This window comes from Neomelitea salexigens DSM 19753, assembly GCF_000422345.1.
Lineage (GTDB): Bacteria > Pseudomonadota > Gammaproteobacteria > Pseudomonadales > Spongiibacteraceae > Spongiibacter > Spongiibacter marinus_A.
In genome coordinates, this window is record NZ_AULP01000008.1 from 16018 (window position 1) to 29344 (window position 13327).

The 13327-nt window shown below is 57.5% G+C and carries 14 protein-coding genes; 8 read left to right on the forward strand and 6 right to left on the reverse strand.

The features are described 5' to 3' along the window. Position 1: 1 nt before the first annotated feature. Genes cobO through H573_RS0112120 form a run of 6 tightly spaced genes read left to right on the forward strand, consistent with a single transcriptional unit; the run spans position 2 to position 5372 of the window. Positions 2-604 carry a cob(I)yrinic acid a,c-diamide adenosyltransferase gene (gene cobO / locus H573_RS0112095; protein ID WP_027874505.1) on the forward strand — a complete coding sequence of 201 codons (603 nt, stop codon included), beginning with the start codon at positions 2-4 and terminating at the stop codon, positions 602-604. Further along, positions 604-1482 carry a cobalamin-binding protein gene (locus tag H573_RS0112100; RefSeq protein WP_027874506.1) on the forward strand — a complete coding sequence of 293 codons (879 nt, stop codon included), beginning with the start codon at positions 604-606 and terminating at the stop codon, positions 1480-1482. The genes cobO and H573_RS0112100 overlap by 1 nt, the downstream gene beginning before the upstream one ends. Next, complete coding sequence (locus H573_RS0112105) at positions 1469-2458, forward strand: FecCD family ABC transporter permease (protein WP_205618935.1); 990 nt, start codon at positions 1469-1471, stop codon at positions 2456-2458. Before H573_RS0112100 ends, H573_RS0112105 begins: the two co-directional genes overlap by 14 nt. Beyond that, positions 2458-3255, forward strand: a complete 798-nt coding sequence (locus tag H573_RS0112110; protein ID WP_234701871.1) for an ABC transporter ATP-binding protein — start codon at positions 2458-2460, stop codon at positions 3253-3255. Before H573_RS0112105 ends, H573_RS0112110 begins: the two co-directional genes overlap by 1 nt. Continuing rightward, the gene (bluB, locus tag H573_RS0112115) at positions 3245-3907 is read left to right on the forward strand and encodes a 5,6-dimethylbenzimidazole synthase (RefSeq protein ID WP_036256711.1); all 663 of its coding nucleotides are present in this window, start codon (positions 3245-3247) and stop codon (positions 3905-3907) included. The genes H573_RS0112110 and bluB overlap by 11 nt, the downstream gene beginning before the upstream one ends. Then, positions 3900-5372 (forward strand): cobyric acid synthase, encoded by a 1473-nt coding sequence (locus tag H573_RS0112120; protein ID WP_027874510.1) that lies wholly within the window; start codon positions 3900-3902, stop codon positions 5370-5372. The genes bluB and H573_RS0112120 overlap by 8 nt, the downstream gene beginning before the upstream one ends. Here H573_RS0112120 and H573_RS0112125 read toward each other — a convergent pair. Both H573_RS0112125 and H573_RS18050 read right to left on the reverse strand, forming a co-directional pair. Next, the gene (locus tag H573_RS0112125) at positions 5349-7379 is read right to left on the reverse strand and encodes a metallophosphoesterase (RefSeq protein WP_036256713.1); all 2031 of its coding nucleotides are present in this window, start codon (positions 7377-7379) and stop codon (positions 5349-5351) included. The genes H573_RS0112120 and H573_RS0112125 overlap by 24 nt on opposite strands. A 17-nt stretch (positions 7380-7396) precedes the next feature. Beyond that, complete coding sequence (locus H573_RS18050; protein ID WP_036256734.1) at positions 7397-9025, reverse strand: alkaline phosphatase D family protein; 1629 nt, start codon at positions 9023-9025, stop codon at positions 7397-7399. 72 nt (positions 9026-9097) lie between these two features. Here H573_RS18050 and H573_RS0112135 point away from each other — a divergent pair, with 72 nt between their 5' ends. Further along, positions 9098-9574 (forward strand): hypothetical protein, encoded by a 477-nt coding sequence (locus H573_RS0112135; RefSeq protein ID WP_154653891.1) that lies wholly within the window; start codon positions 9098-9100, stop codon positions 9572-9574. 17 nt (positions 9575-9591) lie between these two features. Here H573_RS0112135 and cobC read toward each other — a convergent pair whose 3' ends face one another. Genes cobC through cobU form a run of 3 tightly spaced genes read right to left on the reverse strand, consistent with a single transcriptional unit; the run spans position 9592 to position 11767 of the window. Next, positions 9592-10200 (reverse strand): alpha-ribazole phosphatase, encoded by a 609-nt coding sequence (gene cobC / locus H573_RS0112140; protein WP_084498053.1) that lies wholly within the window; start codon positions 10198-10200, stop codon positions 9592-9594. After that, positions 10197-11246, reverse strand: a complete 1050-nt coding sequence (gene cobT / locus H573_RS0112145; protein ID WP_027874514.1) for a nicotinate-nucleotide--dimethylbenzimidazole phosphoribosyltransferase — start codon at positions 11244-11246, stop codon at positions 10197-10199. Before cobT ends, cobC begins: the two co-directional genes overlap by 4 nt. A gap of 2 nt (positions 11247-11248) precedes the next feature. Beyond that, a complete protein-coding gene (cobU, locus tag H573_RS0112150) occupies positions 11249-11767 on the reverse strand; it encodes a bifunctional adenosylcobinamide kinase/adenosylcobinamide-phosphate guanylyltransferase (RefSeq protein ID WP_027874515.1) in 519 nt (172 codons plus the stop codon). 128 nt (positions 11768-11895) lie between these two features. Here cobU and H573_RS0112155 point away from each other — a divergent pair, with 128 nt between their 5' ends. Continuing rightward, entirely contained in the window at positions 11896-12450 is a 555-nt protein-coding gene (locus tag H573_RS0112155; protein WP_027874516.1) for a cob(I)yrinic acid a,c-diamide adenosyltransferase, read from the forward strand. Between the two features lies 1 nt (position 12451). Here H573_RS0112155 and H573_RS0112160 read toward each other — a convergent pair whose 3' ends face one another. Next, positions 12452-13327: an ROK family protein gene (locus H573_RS0112160; RefSeq protein WP_027874517.1), complete on the reverse strand. Its 876-nt coding sequence runs from the start codon at positions 13325-13327 to the stop codon at positions 12452-12454.

Genomic DNA, 13327 nt, shown 5'->3' on the forward strand with positions numbered 1-13327 from the left:
AATGAATGAAGAAGAGAAGCGCCACCAACAGCGCATGCAGAAGAAGAAGGCACTGATCGACGCCAAGGTCGCGAAAGCGACCGAAGAGCGCGGCGTGCTGATCGTCTTAAGCGGGCCGGGTAAGGGGAAATCCAGCTCGGGCTTTGGCACCGTGATTCGCTGTATTGGTCACGGTTACAAGGCCGCGGTGGTGCAGTTCATTAAGGGGACCTGGGACTGCGGTGAGAGAAATTTCCTGCAACAGCGCTGCCCCGAGGTGCCGTTCATTGTGATGGGCTCCGGTTTTACCTGGGAAACACAAAGCCGGGAACGCGATCGCGAAGCCGCTCAGCAAGCCTGGCAGCAAACAAAAACACTGTTGAGCGATGCCTCATTACACTTGGTGCTGCTCGACGAACTGACCTACATATTGAAGTACGGATACATCGACGCCGAGGAAGTCTACGAAGCGCTGCGCAACCGCCCTCGGGAGCAGAGCGTGATTATTACTGGCCGCGGTGCGCCGCCGGCCCTCAAAGAACTGGCCGACACCGTATCGATGATTGATGATAAGAAACACGCCTTCCGCGCGGGCATTAAGGCCAGAAAAGGCGTGGAGTATTGATGCGCTGCCTGCTTGTCGTACTCAGCCTGCTGCTCGCGCATATAGCCAGCGCCGGCAGTGAGCGCTGCGTTGACGATGACCGCAACGTAAAAGTTTGTCTGGATGCCCCAGCCACGCGCATTATCGCCCTGTCACCCGGTGCGACGGAGCTGCTCTATGCCGCAGGAGCGGGCGGTAAATTGATCGCTGCCGTCAGCTTTAGTGACTACCCTGACGAAGCGAAAGCCCTGCCAAGAGTGGGCAGCTACAACCGTTTTGACCTCGAAGCGATTCTCAGCTTAAAACCAGATCTGCTAATTGGCTGGCACAGCGGCAACCCGACAGAGCAACTGGCGCAACTCGAAGCACTGGGGCTTAAGGTGTATTACAGCGAGCTGCGCGGCTTTGACGGCGTTAGTCGCACCCTGCGCCGTTTTGGCGAGCTGGCCGGCAGCGAGCCCGCAGCAAATGCCGCCGCCGAGCATTTTGACCAAGGCATCGCCGCCTTACGCAAGCAGTACCAGAGCGCGGAGTCCGTGCGCGTTTTTCAGCAAATTTGGGTCAACCCCTTAATGACGGTTAACGACCAACACCTAATTAGCGAAGCGACACGCCTGTGCGGCGGCATAAACGTCTTTGGCAACCTGCCGCGTCTGGCCGCTCGCATCGACCACGAGGCCGTGTTAGCGGCCAACCCCGAAGCCATTATCGCCGGCGGCATGGGAGAAGAAAATCGCAACTGGCTGGACGACTGGCGCTCCTACTCAGGCCTACTGGCCGTGCAGAGAGATAATCTGTTCTTTATTCCGCCCTCTACTCTGCAACGGCCAACACCAAGACTCCTCAGCGGCACCCGTATGCTGTGCCAGCATCTGGACACCGCACGTGGCCGCCGCTAGCTATCACACCCCGCGCCTGCTACCCGCACTCGCCGTGCTCAGCCTCGGCGCGCTGCTGGCCGTTGCGCTTAGTGTAAGCACTGGGAGTGTCGCCATTAGTACCGCGGAGCTGTGGGCAGTGCTGCAAGGAGAGGGGGAACCCCTGCACCGCACCCTGATATTCGACCTGCGATTGCCGCGCAGCCTCGCCGCGTTTGCCACCGGCGGGCTACTGGCCGTGGCGGGCGCACTTATGCAAGTGCTGCTGCGCAACCCGCTGGCGGACCCCTATGTGCTCGGCCTTTCCGGCGGCGCAGCAGTGGGCGCCCTTAGCGCCATGCTGCTTGGTCTGGGCAGTGCGGCGGTTTCAGGCTCGGCATTCATCGGCGCCATTGTATCGGCGATCACGGTATTCGGCTTAGCCCACGGCACCGGCAGCTGGACACCCACACGCTTACTGCTTACCGGTGTGGTTATTGCCGCGGGATGGGGAGCCGTGGTCACCTTTATGCTTGCCATTGCCCCCACCGAAAGTCTGCCCGGCATGCTGTTCTGGCTGATGGGGGATCTCGCCTATGCTCGCAGCCCCTGGCCAGCGCTGACGACCCTGCTCGCTCTGTCTCTGCTTTTGCTGCCACTCGGGCGCAGCCTCAATGCAATGGCCCGCGGCCCGCTGCAAGCAGCGGCGCTGGGCGTTGCCGTTAAGCCCATGGAGTGGAGTATTTATATTGCCGCCAGCCTACTCACCGCATTGGCGGTCACCACCGCCGGCAGCATCGGCTTTGTTGGCTTGGTCGTGCCACATATGCTGCGGCTGATATTGGGGAATGACCAGCGGCTGATTCTCCCCGCCTGCGCCTTGGCAGGCGGTGCACTGCTCACCTTGGCAGATACGCTGGCCAGAACCATCATCGCACCAGAGCAATTGCCCGTTGGCGTTATCACCGCCCTGCTCGGCGTTCCCACCTTCTTGCTACTGTTATACCGGAGCCGATAGTGAGCGAGGTCTTGTTACAAGCCGCCCAGCTTTGCATTGATGTGCCGGGTCGCAGCGATGGCAGCGAGCTTAACTTTGCGATTCAGCGCGGCGAAGTTTGGGGCGTTCTCGGCCCCAACGGCGCGGGTAAAACCACCCTACTCCATACCCTGGCCGGGCTGCGAAAACCTCGTAAAGGTACGGTATATCTCGCAGGTTCGGCCATTCAACGGCTGCGCCGGCGCCAAATCGCCCAGCAAATGGCGGTTGTTTTTCAGGAGCGCTCAGACAGCTTCCCGGCAACGGTCATGGAATCGGTGATGATCGGCCGCCACCCGTTTTTAAGTGCCTGGGATATGGAGTCTGCCGAGGACCTTGAGATCGCTCGCGCCGCACTGGCGCGCATGGAGTTAAGTGGCATGGAGCAGCGCCTGGTGAGCAGCCTGTCCGGCGGCGAAAAACAGCGCCTTGCCATTGCCACCGCCATGACCCAGCAAGCGAATATTTGGCTGGCCGACGAGCCCGGCAATCACTTGGATCTTCACCACCAAGTCGCCGTTATGTCGATGATGCGCGAACAGGCCGCGCAGGGAAATGCCGTTCTGCTTTGTCTGCACGATATCAACCTGGCAGCGCGTTACTGCGACCAACTCCTGCTGCTCTACCCCGACGGCAATGCTTGCTGGGGAGACGCCTCGATCATGCTGCAAGCCCCCGCCCTGGAAAAACTGTATCGGCAACCGCTTACCGTACTCGAAGACCAAGGCCAACGCGTTTTTATTCCCCGTACTCAGCGACATACTGGCAATGAAAACTGACTTTAGCCGCGACGATATCGACGCCATCTATCGTGTGATTGCCGCGCGGCGAGATATGCGTCACTTCACCGGTGGTGAGATTGACGACACCACGTTGACACGCCTGCTAAGCGCCGCACATCAAGCGCCCAGCGTTGGCTACATGCAGCCCTGGCGATTTATCCGCATCCGTAAACCCCGGCTCCGGGAACAACTCTATGAACTGGTGCAGCAGGAAATCACTGCCTCAGCCGAGGCACTGGAAGAACGCGGTAGTGAGTTTTTACAATTAAAAGTAGAAGGTATACGCGACTGCGCCGAACTCATTGTGGTGGCACTGTGCGACCAGCGAGAGCGCTACCTGTTCGGCCGCCGCACACTGCCGGAAATGGACCTGGCTTCCGCCGCCTGCGCCATTCAAAACCTTTGGCTCGCTGCACGCGCCGAAAACCTGGGCATGGGCTGGGTATCGCTATTTGAGCCAGAACCCTTGAAGGCACTATTAAAAATGCCGGAGGGTAGCCACCCCATTGCCCTGCTGTGTCTGGGACCCGTAGAGGAATTTTACGACCGCCCAATGCTGGAGACAGCGCAGTGGGATCAACGCCGCCCCCTCCACACACTCATTATGGAGGATGGCTGGCAAACCGAGCACGAGGCAGACGATGACTAATACGCTAATGGTTCAGGGTACCACCTCCGATGCCGGCAAAAGCGTTCTCGTTGCCGCACTGTGCCGCGCCCTGCACCGCCGCGGGGTAAATGTCGCGCCGTTTAAGCCACAGAATATGGCGCTTAACAGTGCCGTCACCCCCGATGGCAAGGAAATCGGTCGCGCTCAGGCGGTGCAGGCGCGGGCTTGCGGATTAGCGCCCCACAGCGATATGAATCCCGTTCTACTTAAACCCAATAGTGACACCGGTGCACAAGTCATTATTCACGGGCAGGCCCTGCGCAATATGGAGGCGCAGGACTACCACGGCTACAAAGCGACTGCGCGAAAGGCAGTATTGTCATCCCACCAGCGCCTTACTCAACAATACGACTGGGTTGTGGTGGAGGGCGCCGGCAGCCCTGCTGAAATCAATCTGCGCGCTAACGATATTGCCAATATGGGGTTTGCAGAAGCGGTTGACTGCCCGGTGATACTTATTGCGGATATCGATCGCGGTGGCGTTTTCGCGCATTTAGTGGGCACGCTGGAGTTGTTGTCAGCAAGTGAACAAGCGCGGGTTGTTGGGTTCGTCATCAACCGTTTTCGCGGCGATATTGCCCTGCTGCAATCCGGATTGGACTGGTTGGAAGCGCGCACCGGCAAGCCGGTATTAGGTGTACTGCCCTATTTACACGACCTGCACCTGGAAGCCGAGGATGCCATTGATACCCAGCAAATTCGCGAGGGTGTCAGTTTGCGGGTGGCGGTACCGGTATTGCCCCGCACCAGTAATCACACCGACTTCGACGCCCTTCGCCTGCACCCCAATGTTGACCTTTGCTTTGTGCGCAAGGGCGAGGCACTGCCGCCTTGCGACTTACTCATCCTGCCCGGCAGCAAAAGCGTGCGCGCTGACTTACAACAGCTGCGCGACAATGGCTGGGCCGATCAGCTCAAACGTCATTTGCGTTACGGTGGCAAAGTGCTGGGGATTTGCGGCGGCTTTCAAATGCTGGGAAGTGAACTGCACGACCCGCTGGGTATTGAAGGCCCAGCCGGTAGCAGTGAGGGCTTAGGCCTTCTTGATATCACCACCACACTGGCCAGCGAGAAAACCCTGCGCCAAGTCAGCGGGCACTGCTATCTAAACGGTAAAGCGACCTCAATTCGCGGTTATGAAATTCACGCCGGGGTCAGTGAGGGCGCCGGCCTCGAGCGCCATTTTGCCGATTTGGGAAGTCACCTTGATGGCGCCATTAGCGAAGACGGACAAGTACTGGGCAGCTATATCCACGGCTTGTTCGACGACGACCACGCTCGGCAACAGCTGCTCAGCTGGGCTGGTGCCACCGAGCAGGCTGCCTACAATTACGACGCGGTCATAGAAACGAATCTAGACCGCATTGCCGACAGCGTGGAGCAGCACATCGATCTCGATAAACTGCTCCGTACCTGCTCACTAGAATTCAGACAGTCCCGCTAAGGCATCAAACAGCGGTCGCAACAGCAGTTGATCCAGAGCGCCGATCAGCGGATCCAACTGAGACAACAGCAAGTTATCAATATGGAAGCCCAATTCTCGGGTGACTGCCAGCAAAGCGCTGCTCAGGAAGGCTGGCCCCAAACCGATGGCCTGAGTCACTTCAGCCGGCGCAAACTGCTCAATGGGGATCACACCCACGAGAATATTATTCAACAGGTCTTCCACGGTAGAAGACAGCACTTGCCCAAGCTCGCTAACGCTGACATTGCCGATGGCGTCGATGCTGCGGCCCACGTCCAGCAATAGCTCGGACAGCAGGGCAAAGCTGCCACCAACCACCGGGACGATACCGGCCTCTTCTTCAATGGCATCGACAATGCCCTGAATATTGCCAGCCAGGCCCCGCAGCGGGTCAGTCAAACTGCGCAGGTCCGCGGGCTGCTGCTCACCATCTTGGTTGTTGGCGGCTTTGAAAGCATCCAGTGCTGGCGCTAACTGGTCAAACGGTGCGGGTAAATCATCGCGGTCGGCAATGGCTTGCAACTGCTGCAACGAGTACAGCAATGCCTGCGACGCCCTGGCAGAACCCGCCAGTATCAATTCCGGGTTTTGCTCTGTCGCAGCAGCTTGGACGCCACTTGCCAGAGCGTCCACGACTTCAATCAAGCCTTCCGTCGCAGCGCCCAGAGAGGCAATCACTGCCGCCAAATTCTCTTCAGGTACGGCTGCAGCCAAGCCATCAAAACCAGCGCGCAATTGCTCCTGCACAGGGTCGAGATTGCCCTGCTCCGACGACACATCAAAGCTCGGATCACCCTGCAAAGGGTTGCTAAAGGCATCGCTTGCCGCCAGCCCCTGTGAGGGCTGTTGCGGTGTTTGACGGCCATACGCCGGCTGGGGGTCGGAGAGCGACCCCAGTCCTAAAGCAGGGCCATTGGGATCAACCTCATAGGCCTCACCACGCATGCGGTCGCCTTTGATTTCTACCCAGAAAAACCCGTAGCTGTCGCCGCGCTCGTAGAACACGGGGTTTTCGTCGCGCCGCACTAGGCTGCGGGTTTTACTTCCCGCGCCAGATAGAATGAACTCCGTCTTTCCACACGATGGCGTCGGCATTAGCCACTGCAGGTCGTGGTCGTGGCCTGCAAAGAAAAAGTCGGCACGGTCACACATGGTTTCTTCTAAGAAGGCCTTGTAGCGCTCGCCCGCGAGAACCGGCAGTAAGAAGCCGGGGACGCCGTCATAGTTACCGGCGTTACCGTGGCTGCCATTGGAAACATAAGGGTGGTGAGCAAAGACCATTTTCCATTTAGCCTGACTGGCATCGATTGACGCTTTCAACCAACGCGCCTGTGCCAGACCGTAACTGTTGTAGGCGTAATTTTCATCGCTATCGGGGAAACCGCCAGCCACCTGGCTGGAGTCAATGGCGAAGAACTCCACCAAGGGCTGGCCATTTTCCTGCTGCCCCTGAGTAAAACGGTAGTAGCGATCAGGCATCTTCCAGCGGTCACTGGCGCGGGGCGCATCGGGGTGTTCGCTGTCGCGATAATGGTAATCTACCTGGAAATCACCGTTGGCATTTCCCGCACCATCGCCACCGAAAAATTCGGTGTTGTCGTGGTTACCCAAAACAAAATAGAACGGCAGATCAACGGGGGCAAAAGGCTGTTCAAACTTTTCTTCGAACTGGCTATCCATCACCGAGCTCACCCCGGACTCATAGATATTATCGCCCAATCCCAGGACAAGGTCGCACCCCCTAGCCGCACAGACTTTTTCAATCGCCTGCCCGACTGCATAAGCACCATCGCTGCCGCTGCCGCTGTCACCCAGCAAAATAAAGCGCAGGGTGTCGGCGTTGCCATCAATGGCTTGCTCAACGCCGTTATCAACACTAGGCGTTGAACCGCTGTTACTGCTTGACGAGGAACCACCGCAGGCACTCAAGGCCACCGCTGCGCCAAATACCAGAGCGCGACCCAGTGCGTTGTACAAATGAGACATTTATCTACTTCCTCGGCTTAGCTACGCGGACGGCTCACTGGGGTATCTTCGACTAAGCGGCTGCTGCCGGCATTCACAGACAGTGTTTTAACCTTGTCCATTTCCACCCCGGACTGGTCAGCACGACTGATATCAGCGGCGTAGTAATACTCCGCCTGCGTGCGTTCACGAGTGACGTCCATCAAGATGAAACCCTTGTTTTTCAGGTCTGTATATTTCATGTGCGGGTTCGCCACGGGCAGCACTGCCGATACCAACTCAGCGGCGCCGTCCGGGAAACCGGGCGAGGTAATACTGCTGGTCACGAATTCGACGGCCAAGGGCTCATCCAATACACCGCTGGTCAAGATCGCACTGCTTTTATACACCTCGTTCGCCCAGCTGGTGTGGATATCACCGGTTAGAATTACGGTGTTTTGAATACCCTGCTCTTCGATAAAGTCGAGTATCTCTTCGCGCTCGGTGGGGTAGCCGTCCCATTGGTCCATATTGACGGCGATGAGCGGGCTGAAGTCGTTAGTGGGGACACCTGGCAGCAGGCGTTGCAGCTCGAGGATCTGCAGCTGCGCAAACATAACTTGCTGACCTACGAATTTCCATATCCCTTGAGACACCGCCAGCTGATTTTTAAACCAGTCTTTTTGCGTTTGTCCCAGCAGGTCACGCTGTTCAATGCGCGCCGGATCAACCGGGTTATCGAGCTGCTTTTCCCGGCCTTCTAAGCGGGTATCGAGCATGACAAAGTCAGCCAGGTCGCCAAAGCGGAAGGCACGGTAGATGCTGTCCTGACTTGCGGTCGGCGGGCGGATCGGCAGCCATTCAAAATAGGCCTGAATCGCTAAGCGTTTGCGCTCAAACCAATCGCCTTCGCCCTCGTTGTGATTGTTGGCTCCATCTTTATAAGAATTGTCAGTGGTTTCATGGTCGTCCCACACCGTAACAAAGGAGTGGGTGGCATGAGCGGCCTGAAGGTCGACGTCGCGACGGTATAACGCATAGCGGCGCCGATAATCGTCAAGGCTGACAATTTCATGGGCCGGATCGAGCAGGCGTTCAGGATGGTCGCCGTACTCATCCTGGCCATATTCGTAGATGTAGTCGCCCAGGTGCATGACAAAGTCGAGGTCGGCGCGGTTTGCCATCATGCGGTATACCGAGAAGTAACCGTGGGGATAGCTGCTACACGAGCACACGGCGAAGCGCAGGCGGTCAGTGTATTGACCAGGCAGGGGTAAGGTTCGCGCGCGGCCAACCGGCGAGCTGCTGTCGGCACCTTTAAACCGGTACCAGTAGCGTCGGTCAGCCAGTAGACCGGCAGCATCGAACTTTACTGTGTAGTCGCGATTAGCATTACTACTCAGGGCTTCTGAGAGCACGATGCGCTCGAAACTCGGATCTTCGGCGATTTCACACAACACCGTAATATCGCCAGTGTGGCCAAGCGCTGGCGTTGCTCGCGTCCATAAAATGACGCGGTCGTCCAAGGGGTCACCACTGGCAACACCGTGTTCAAAGCGCAGCCCGGCACTTGGCGTTACGCCACCACCGCCACCGCCGCTGTTATTGCTACCGCCTCCGCAGGCTGTCAGTATAGGTATGCCAATGCTGGCAGTAGTAAGCGCTTTGATAAATAGTCGGCGATCCATAGTGTACTCGTTGTCATCAAACAGGGCGTGAAGCATGCAAATCTCGCATGCGGAGGAGCCTACTGCCCAAAGATGACAGTTATGTTTCTAACGAGCTACCTATTTATGTGTATTTTTCCCTTTGCATTACGCCGCATTTTCGCAGTGTTTGCCGCAGCGATACTGCTGGCTGCCTGCAGCCAGAAACCCATCGCATTTACCGACTACACCGTGCAAGAATTGTTAAAGAAAAACATCGCCGAGTTGGCTGAGCCCGCATTTTTTGAGTTGGAGAGTGTCGAGGTATTGAATAAAAACGACGGTGGGGAGTCCGCTAGCGCAGACGTCTATGTCACGCTGCGTTTCCCTGAAGATTTCGACACCGTGGTCGGCATGCGAAAGCTCGCGCCTTTCAATATGGAATACAAACAGTACAAAAGCAGCTTTGGTAGTTTCAAAGCCGGGGAAACCCAGCGCCATCACGCTCGTTACCAATTTGTGCGCCGGGACGGCAAGTGGTTTATTGCAGGCAGTAAGGCGCTATCCGCCCCGAAAATTGAACGCCCGTAATCTGCACGACTGAACGCCTAGCCGTGGCTATGCAACTGCACCCATGGCTCCCGACCATCTTGGTGATAAATATGAAAGCGGCTAAAGCCGGCATAAGGCACCGATAGCCGCGTCATTGCGCCCATTGGCATACCCAACCAATGGCATATCATCACGCGGATAACCGCGCCGTGTACCACCAGCAATACCGACTGCCCACTGTGCTGCTGGGCAATGGCATCCAGTGCTCCCGTCACCCGCGCGCAAAAGTCACTCATCGCCTCACCATTGGGTGGGCTAGCGGAATCCGGTGACTGCCAAAACTTGCGCCACACCTCTGGGTCTCGCTGTTGGGCCTCACTGTGCGGCAGCCCCTCCCAGTCACCAAAATGGATCTCTCGCAAGTCATCGTTTACCGAAAGTGTAACACCGTGCTGGTTAGACAACTCTTCTGCAAAACGCGCACAGCGCTGCAACGGCGAGGTCACAATGTGATCCCAGTGAGGCTCGTCCACCCTGGCGACTTTGTCACGCATTTGCGACCAGCCGGTTTCGCTCAAAGCAACGTCGGTACTGCCGCGAAATATCTCGCCGCCCTCGCAGGCGCCGTGGCGCAGCAGATCAATGCGGCTGCTTGTCACCGTCACGCGTCGCTACCTCGGCTCACACCGGCTTCTTCAAAACTTGCCATATCGTTGTGCAGTCGACAGGCTGCACGCATAATTGGCAGAGCCAACGCTGCACCACTGCCCTCGCCCAAGCGCATATCCAGCTCTAGCAGCGGCTGCGCATCCATTTTCGCCAACAGTCGCTTGTGACCGGGCTCAGCCGAGCAATGAGAAAAGAACAGCCACGGTCGAATAGAAGGGTTCACCTTCACAGCAGAAATTGCTGCCGCCGTGCAAATATAGCCATCAACCAAAACAACGATACCTTTCTGCGCGGCGCGAATATATGCACCCACCAAGGCGTTAATTTCTAATCCACCGATACGCCGCAAGGTTTCGACACCGTCTTTCATATGCGGCAAGTGCCGCGACATTGCCCGCGTGACCACCGCTGCTTTTTTGGCTAAGCCCTGTTCACTAATACCGGTACCGCGCCCCACCATTGCCGTTGCCGACAGCCGCGTGTGCGCCACCGCAAGTGCCGCAGCAGAGGTACTGTTGGCAATGCCCATCTCACCGCCGAGAAAGATATCAATATCCCCCGCCTCATCAATGATATCCCGGCCCACGGCAAAGGCCTCCAAGCACTGCTCGCGATCCATCGCCTCGGTAACACACATATTTTGTGTTCCCGCAGCCACGCGCCGATCAACCACATTGGGCAGGTCTTCAATCGCGTAAACCGTTCCGGTGTTCACCACTTTAAACGACGCACCGACACTGTCAGCCAATACACTGATTGCCGCACCACCGCTGGCAAAATTACGCACCATCTCGGCGGTTACCGTTTGGGGATACGCCGACACTCCCTCGGCAGCGACGCCGTGATCAGCGGCAAAAACTGCGATAAATGCCCGATCAAGCTTGGGAGTCCGCGTGCGCTGAACCGCCGACAGTTGCACGGCAACATCTTCTAGCCGTCCCAGAGAGCCACGCGGCTTGGTCAAATTGTCTTGATGCTGCTGCGCAGCGGCGCGCATTTCTTCGTCCGGCTCTGGCGCCGCCTCTAAATACCACTCAGTCACGGTTATTTCCCTTTTAAAACTTGTTCCAAGCCTGCTGTAACAAAGACCACCCGGTCGGCTACAGCGGCGATATCCTGATGTAGGCGGCCCGCTTCATCTACAAAGCGGCGAGTCAGCGCTCCAGTGGGGACAACACCTTGGCCAACTTCATTGCTGACCAGTATCACCTGCCCCGGATTACGTTGAATACACTGCAGAAAACCGGCTCTTACACCCCGCCATTGCTGCTCATCATCTTTAATGAGCCAATTGCTCAACCACAGCGTTAAACAGTCTACCAATATGCACCGGTTCTCTGCGGCGTGTTCGGCGATGGCTTGGCAAAGCTGCTCAGGTGCTTCAACGGTGTGCCAACCGCAGCCTGCACGCTGCTGCCGATGATGGGCAATACGTGCCGCCATTTCAGCATCCCCTGCGGTTGCTGTCGCGATGTAGATCAATTCCCGGCCGCTGTCGCAGGCGCGCTGTTCTGCCAAGCGGCTTTTGCCCGACCGCGCACCGCCTAAATATAATTCCAGCACCCTGACTCCTATTATCGTTTTCATGGGCACTCGGCTGCCCAGTTTCTGCAAGTCACGTATACTTACGCCGGCAGCGAAATTCCGCACCGGCACGTCATTCTACAAGACAGCAGTCAGCAGAGGGAAATATGGGACACCGTTTATCCAAGATTTATACCCGCACCGGAGACGATGGCACAACGGGCTTGGGCGACGGCTCGCGCATTGACAAAGACCACGCCAGAATGGAGGCGATAGGCACGGTAGATGAACTCAATTCACAAGTGGGCGTACTGATTGCCGAACTGCCCGAGCACGACGACTACACTCGCCTACTGGCATGTATCCAGCACGACCTTTTCGACCTTGGCGGTGAACTCGCCGTACCGGGTTACACCTTGGTTAGTGCAGAGCGCATCGGCGAACTTGAAGAAAGCCTGGACACGCTCAATGAAGACCTGCCGCCATTGAAGAACTTTATCTTACCCGGCGGCAATAAACCGGCCGCCGCCTGCCACCTTGCCCGGGCCATTTGCCGTCGCGCGGAGCGCAGCCTTGTTGCCCTGCACCGCGAAACGCCCATTAACGACACTAGCAGGCAGTATCTCAATCGCCTGTCCGACTTTTTATTCGTGATGGCGCGATTACTCGCGCGCCGCAATGGCGACAATGAAGTGCTGTGGCAACCCGCCGATAAACGCTAACTCACCATAGCCAGGCCGCACCGCGAACGCCGCTGCTATCACCGTAGCGCGCGGCCAATAGTTGCGTGCGGCACTGGTCACTGAATACCCACCTGCCCCACAATTCAGGCACCCTGGTGTAAAGCAGTGGAATATTGGAAAGGCCACCGCCTAAAACAATCGCTTCTGGGTCGACCGTATTGATGACCGATGCCAGGGCTCTGGCCAGCTTTTCACAGTAATCGTCAAGCTGGGCACGGGCGCGCTCGCTACCCGCCTCGGCGTCAGCCACAACGCCTTGTACGTTCTCAGCACACCCCTGATTCCGCTGGTAACTCTGCAGCAGACCTGCGCCACTGAGGTAAGTTTCTATGCAGTCGCGGCGACCGCAATAACACTGACGCCCCTCGTCAGCGCCTGGCATAAGGTTGTGCCCCCACTCTCCCCCTATGGCATTTGCGCCCACGTGAAGCTGTTTAGAAAACACTAAGCCACCTCCCACGCCGGTCCCAATAATGACGCCAAAGACACTGCTGGCACTCTGCGCGGCGCCGTCAACCGCCTCAGACAAGGCGAAACAGTTCGCATCATTGGCTAGGCGCAACGGGCGTTGCATCAACGCCTCTAAATCCCGCTGTAGCGCTTGCCCATTCAAACAGGTGGTATTGCAATTTTTCATCCTGCCATCGACCGCCGAGGCGGCGCCCGGCGTGCCAACACCAACACTGCCCGTCTTGCCGAGCGCCGTTTCAACGCGCCCAACTAGGTCTGCAATAGACCGGAGAATCGAGGAGTAATTATCGCGAGGGGTCGGCGTTCGTTGCCGGTACAGAATGTCGCCGCCGTCCATTGCGACGGCCTCAATTTTGGTACCGCCGAGATCAATACCAATGCGCAT

Excerpts from the sequence above, each read along its gene's own strand:
- cobO (WP_027874505.1), top strand. The coding sequence starts at position 2 with ATGAATGAAGAAGAGAAGCGCCACCAACAGCGCATGCAGAAGAAGAAG.
- H573_RS0112100 (WP_027874506.1), top strand. The coding sequence starts at position 604 with ATGCGCTGCCTGCTTGTCGTACTCAGCCTGCTGCTCGCGCATATAGCC.
- bluB (WP_036256711.1), top strand. The coding sequence starts at position 3,245 with ATGAAAACTGACTTTAGCCGCGACGATATCGACGCCATCTATCGTGTG.
- H573_RS0112120 (WP_027874510.1), top strand. The coding sequence starts at position 3,900 with ATGACTAATACGCTAATGGTTCAGGGTACCACCTCCGATGCCGGCAAA.
- H573_RS18050 (WP_036256734.1), bottom strand. The coding sequence starts at position 9,025 with ATGGATCGCCGACTATTTATCAAAGCGCTTACTACTGCCAGCATTGGC.
- H573_RS0112135 (WP_154653891.1), top strand. The coding sequence starts at position 9,098 with ATGACAGTTATGTTTCTAACGAGCTACCTATTTATGTGTATTTTTCCC.
- H573_RS0112160 (WP_027874517.1), bottom strand. The coding sequence starts at position 13,327 with ATGCGCATTGGTATTGATCTCGGCGGTACCAAAATTGAGGCCGTCGCA.
- H573_RS0112155 (WP_027874516.1), top strand. The coding sequence starts at position 11,896 with ATGGGACACCGTTTATCCAAGATTTATACCCGCACCGGAGACGATGGC.
- H573_RS0112125 (WP_036256713.1), bottom strand. The coding sequence starts at position 7,379 with ATGTCTCATTTGTACAACGCACTGGGTCGCGCTCTGGTATTTGGCGCA.